The 4,891-nt window shown below is 69.1% G+C and carries 5 protein-coding genes and 2 tRNA genes; 4 read left to right on the top strand and 3 right to left on the bottom strand.

Features of this window, described 5'->3' with window-relative positions:
• The coding region (locus AB0C69_RS37985) for a hypothetical protein (protein ID WP_360360703.1) at nt 1–222 on the top strand (222 nt) is incomplete at its 5' end.
• Here AB0C69_RS37985 and AB0C69_RS37980 read toward each other — a convergent pair.
• Nucleotides 188–260: transfer RNA gene (locus AB0C69_RS37980), tRNA-Arg, on the bottom strand. The genes AB0C69_RS37985 and AB0C69_RS37980 overlap by 35 nt on opposite strands.
• A 188-nt stretch (nt 261–448) precedes the next feature.
• Between AB0C69_RS37980 and AB0C69_RS37975 the strand changes: the two genes are divergently transcribed.
• The 3 genes from AB0C69_RS37975 (at nt 449) to AB0C69_RS37965 (ending at nt 2,743) form a co-directional block, all read left to right on the top strand.
• Nucleotides 449–880 (top strand): hypothetical protein, encoded by a 432-nt coding sequence (locus AB0C69_RS37975; RefSeq protein WP_345171474.1) that lies wholly within the window; start codon nt 449–451, stop codon nt 878–880.
• A 137-nt stretch (nt 881–1,017) separates the two neighbouring features.
• A tRNA-Ser gene (locus tag AB0C69_RS37970) sits at nt 1,018–1,109 on the top strand.
• Nucleotides 1,110–1,546: 437 nt separating this feature from the next.
• Nucleotides 1,547–2,743 (top strand): MFS transporter, encoded by a 1,197-nt coding sequence (locus tag AB0C69_RS37965; RefSeq protein WP_360360700.1) that lies wholly within the window; start codon nt 1,547–1,549, stop codon nt 2,741–2,743.
• Here the strand turns inward: AB0C69_RS37965 and AB0C69_RS37960 are convergent.
• Together AB0C69_RS37960 and AB0C69_RS37955 are read right to left on the bottom strand one after the other, a co-directional pair.
• Nucleotides 2,630–3,475: an AraC family transcriptional regulator gene (locus tag AB0C69_RS37960; RefSeq protein ID WP_360360697.1), complete on the bottom strand. Its 846-nt coding sequence runs from the start codon at nt 3,473–3,475 to the stop codon at nt 2,630–2,632. The genes AB0C69_RS37965 and AB0C69_RS37960 overlap by 114 nt on opposite strands.
• Before the next feature lie 562 nt (nt 3,476–4,037).
• On the bottom strand, nt 4,038–4,712 hold the full coding sequence (locus AB0C69_RS37955) for a hypothetical protein (protein ID WP_360360695.1): 675 nt from the start codon (nt 4,710–4,712) through the stop codon (nt 4,038–4,040).
• Between the last annotated feature and the right edge of the window lie 179 nt (nt 4,713–4,891).

The raw sequence follows: 4,891 nt of genomic DNA, 5'->3' as shown, positions 1-4,891 counted from the left end.
CAAGAACTCCACACGGACGTCTCCTCCCTCGTCCAGGTCACCTTCCGTTTCCAACGCCTGCTCGACGAGTTCACCTTCAGCGGCGACGAGGAAGCAGGTGGACGACGTGGCGTAGACAGACGCGGTGTTAGCAAGGCTGTTAGCAAGAAGCCCCCTCGCGGTGACCGCAAGGGGGCTTTGAGCTGTGTGCACCCGAAGGGATTCGAACCCCTAACCTTCTGATCCGTAGTCAGATGCTCTATCCGTTGAGCTACGGGTGCCTGCCGGAAGTACTGTACCGGCTCCGGGGACCTGACCGCGAATCGGTTCACGGATGCACGGAGCCCGCAGTGTGACTTGAGTCACGGAACCCTTGGTGGGGTAGCTACGCCAAAGGGGTGATTAGGGCGGGTGTGACCTGGGAGGGTGTAGCCCGTTCGCAAGCCCAACCCCCTGAAGGAGAATCCCCATGCGCATGTCCGCCACCAAGCTGGTCGGCGTCCTCGCCGTCGGTGGACTGATGCTCGGTTCCACGGGCTGTGGCGCGGTCGACGCCATCGCCGGCGGGAAGAAGAAGACTGCCTGCAAGAACATCGAGACCGAGCTGCGGAGCTTCTCCACGGGCGGCATGTCGATGACGACGCCGGGCGGCGCCTCGGCCACCGCGCAGAAGTTCTCGGACACGGCCTCCAAGGTCCGGTCCGAGGGCCAGAGCGCCGGCGGCGACGTCGAGACCGCCGCGACCGCGTTCGCGGGCGACCTGGACGAGACCGCCTCGATGCTGCGCCAGGTGCAGTCCGGCAGCACGACCCCGCGCCAGCCCGACCTGGCCGGCATGCGGCAGCACGGCAACGACCTCGCCGAGGCCTGCGGGTTCACCGGGTTCCGGCTCGGCGGCTGACGCCCGGCGCGACCCGCTCCCGCGGCCCCGGGAGCGCGGCGCCGGGACGTGTTTCCGACTATGCTGTCGGAGCCGAGGGTCAGGCTTTGCCGGTTGGCTCGCCGAACCGGTAACCTGTCCTGGGCCTGACGGCTCCTGGAGGATTCGCCTAGTCCGGTCTATGGCGCCGCACTGCTAATGCGGTTTGGGTGCAAGCCCATCCGGGGTTCAAATCCCCGATCCTCCGCCACTCTGACCAGGGACTTCGTCCAAGATTCCGATCTTGAGCGAAGTCCCTGTCGCGTTCCAGATGTCCGTTTTTCCTGGCCTGGTGTGCACATGGTGTGCACGGGATGTCGTCGGAGCGCTTTCGTTGCCGGACGATGCGGGTGCTGGTCATCTCGGCTTTGATTACCCTGCGTGTTGACCGCGCCGGTTGCGCGGTCCGCAGGAGAGATCACGTTGGCGTCGGGCGTGGCCGAGAGTATCGCTGATCAGTTTCATGTTGACGCCGACCGCGACCCCGTCCACGCCCGGCTCGCCCCGCATGTCCGAGCCCATCGTCATCCACCCCCGGAGCGACCACTACCCCACCCACCGTCTGGCCGGTCACAGGCCGGTCAGACGGTCAACTGTGCGCGTCACGCGATCAACTGCGGCGGCGCGGTGGAGGCGAAACTGGAAGGCATGTCCACGCCTCAGTCCTCGCCGCCGTCCGCAGACACTTCGCCGCCCGAGTCCTCGGCACGGTCCGGCGGCTCGACGAACTGGTCACCGATCGTCGCGCTCGCTGCCGGGATCGCGGTGCTCGTCGGTAGCGAGTTCCTGCCGGCGAGCGTGCTGCCCGCGATGGCCGGCGACCTCGGGGTCAGCGAGGGCACCGCCGGGCTGGCGGTCGCGGCGACCGCGGTCGCGGGCGCGATCACCGCCCCCAGCATCGCGGTGCTGCTGCCGCGGACCGACCGGCGCACGGTCCTGACCGGGTTGCTGGTCGCGGCGGCCGTCTCGAACCTGGCGGTGGCGGTCGCCCCCGGTTTCGCCGTCCTGCTCCTCGGCCGACTCGTTCTCGGCGTCGCCATCGCCGGGTACTGGTCGTTCGCGTTCGGCGCCGGAACCCGCGCCGTGCCGGGACGCGACAGCGTGGTCTCAACGTCCATCGCGCTGGGCGTCACCCTCGCGACGATCGGCGGCGTCCCGTTGGCGTCCCTGCTCGGCGACGCGGTCGGCTGGCGGTTGGTGTTCGGCGTCGCGGCGGCCCTCGGCATTGCCGCTGCCCTGGCCGTGGCCCTGACGTTGCCGCCGGTACCCCCGCACCCGGCCGCCGGAATGGCGATGCTGCGGGCGGCGCTCGCCAACCGGTGGCTGATGGCCGGGGTGCTCGGCGTGGTCCTGGTCGCGTTCGGCAACTTCGCCGCCTACCCCTACATCCGGGTCGCGATCGAGGGCATCGACGCAGGCGCCACGGTATGGCTGCTGCTGGCCTGGGGCGTGGGCGGGATGGCGGGCAACCTCGCCGCCGGGCGGTTCGCGGGACAGCTGCGCGCTGTGGTCGCCGCGGCCCCGCTTCTGCTGGCCGGCGGCCTGCTGGTCACCGCGACCGCGCCCTCCCTGCCGGTGCTGGCCGCGGGGGTCGTCGTGTGGGGCCTGGCCTTCAACATGGTCCCGGTCGCCACCCAGCTATGGGTGACCCGCGTCGAGCCCGAACGCGCCGAGTCGGCCCTTTCGTTGCAGGTCACCGCGTTCCAGGTAGCGATCACACTGGGGTCGGCGTCAGGAGGCGCGCTCCTGGACGCCCGCGGCGTGCAGGCGGCCTTCCTGCTCGGCACGGGGTTCGCCGCGGCGGCCGGGCTGCTTTTCGCCGCGCTGCGCGTCCCGCGCGGGTGACGGCTCCCGCCAGGCCTGCGGCGCGACACCGTGGTGGGACGAGAACGCCCGGCTGAAGGCAGCGGTGGAGCCGTACCCGACGGCGGACGCGATGTACTCCACCGGACGCGAGGGGTCCGCGAGCAGCCGGCGCGCCTCCCGCATCCGGATCTCCCGGAGCACCTCCGCGGGTCCCCGGCCGAGTGCGCGGCGGAACCGCTCGCCCAGGGCGGAACGCGACAGATGGACCAGGCGGGCCATCCCCTCGACGGTCCACGGCTCGGCCGGGCGGGCGGTCACGGCGGCCACCACCGCGGTGACGGCCTCGTCGGGAGGTCCGGCGTCGCCGCCCTCGTCCTCCTGCCAAGAGGTGGTCATCGCCGCGCCGATCAGGTTGCCGTAGCTGGCGGCGAACAGGGTCGGTCGGCACGCCCGTTCGAGCGGGCACTGCGTGACGAGCGCCATGACGCCGCCATGCCGGGTGCCGAAGCCGCGGACCACCAGCGGGCTGGGCAGCCGACGGACCGGGACGGCCATGCGCAGGTCCGCTACAACCAAGGCGGACTCCTCGTACCGCTCCGACGCGGTGAGCCGGTGAGCGGTGCGGGCGTCGATGAGGACGGCGTCCCCCTCCGCGAGCGACTGCGCCTCGAACGCCACCTCAAGCGTGAGTTCGCCCTCCAGCACCAACGCCCACAGCGGGACCGGCCGTTCGGTGAGCACCGCGCCCGCCGGCAGCTGGACATGGTCCATGCCCGACATCTCCCACGCCGGTTCCGGGGAGGAGGTGCCGACGTCGTCTGCCCGTGAGATATCCACGATGTTCGCCACGTGAGCTGAAGCGGATACAAGACGGCGGCCTATTCCCGCGCGTCCCGGATGGCGTCCCGGTAGGCCGAGCCTCGACTGGCTACGGGAGTCGACCTGGTGATTACAGTGAGTGCTCGGATGGCGAGGTCTACCTTCGGCTCCATCGACGGCTGGTGAGCACAAGGTGCGCACGAACTGTAATGGATCATGGTGGACGAGGGTGCACCATGTGGACACTGACCTTCGGGAACGTGAATTTGCCGGGATGGCGAATCATCACAAAGCACGCCAAGAATGGCTCTGCTCATGCGGTTTGGGTGCACGCCCATCCGGGGATCAAATCCCCGATCCTCCGCTCCTCTGACCAGGGACTTCGTCCAAGATTGCGATCTTGAGCGAAGTCCCTGTCGCGTTCCAGAGGTGCCAATGGGCCAACCCGACAGGATGACCGGAGAGTCCGTGGCTTTGGACGCTCCGGTCGTTCTGTGGCTTCAGCCCCGCGTCGTCACTGCTGGGGTGGCTGCGGCATGTCGGCTTTCGACGGCACCGCTAGGTCTTTGTGGACGACGGTGAACCCGCCGGACAGGACGGGGGAGAACGGGGCAGGTGCCATAGCGGTGCCGACCTGCTCGGGTTCGTAGGTCTCACCCTGGGGGTTGACGAGCATGTTGGCGTACTCCCAGGACATCCCGATCCTGTCTTTGGACCGGCCTGGCTTGCCACCGTGGTCCCGGCCGGCGTCGTAGACGCTGAAACCCTTGGTCATACCGACCCATGGCGGGCCCTCGCAGCCCTCGGGGGTCGGGGTGTCCTCCACGCACCACGTCTTGACGATCTCGGCGGTGATCGTGGCGTAGCCCGGGGAGGTGATCAGCGAGTCGGCCCGGCCGATCGCGTAGAAGGTCCGCTTCCCCGGAGCGAAGTAGTGCTTGATCTTCACCGTGCCGGTCGCATCGTTCGGCGACCCGGTGATCGTCGCCCCGCCGGGGAGAACGCGGTGGTGAGTGAACGGAGCCTGACGGACGTCGAAGGTGAAGAAGCGGCGGTCCTTGTCGTCCTTCGGCAGGAACGTCATCCGGAACTCGCCGGACCCGGTGACGCCGGCGGCCTTGGGCTTGTTCGGCTTGATCTTGGCCTGGACCGCACCTGTGGTCGCGGTGACCACGGCCGCAGCGGCCACGCCCGCACCGAGAACAAGGACAGCGGCCTTACGTGCGCGCTTCACGATCATCTGGGAGTTCTCCTTCTATCTGATGTTTCGTCACTGAGCGGTGATGCGACCGCCCGCGACCTGCTCACCGACGTTCTGCGTGACACGTCCGGGACGGGGATCCTGCTCATCACCCACACACCGCCGCC

It is taken from the genome of Actinomadura sp. NPDC048032, from assembly GCF_040653175.1.
In the GTDB taxonomy this organism is placed as follows: domain Bacteria; phylum Actinomycetota; class Actinomycetes; order Streptosporangiales; family Streptosporangiaceae; genus Spirillospora; species Spirillospora verrucosospora.
The sequence above is the reverse complement of the archived record's forward strand: the minus strand, read 5'-3'. Positions and strand labels throughout refer to the sequence as shown.

Excerpts from the sequence above, each read along its gene's own strand:
- AB0C69_RS37975 (WP_345171474.1), top strand. The coding sequence starts at position 449 with ATGCGCATGTCCGCCACCAAGCTGGTCGGCGTCCTCGCCGTCGGTGGA.
- AB0C69_RS37960 (WP_360360697.1), bottom strand. The coding sequence starts at position 3,475 with ATGGACCATGTCCAGCTGCCGGCGGGCGCGGTGCTCACCGAACGGCCG.
- AB0C69_RS37965 (WP_360360700.1), top strand. The coding sequence starts at position 1,547 with ATGTCCACGCCTCAGTCCTCGCCGCCGTCCGCAGACACTTCGCCGCCC.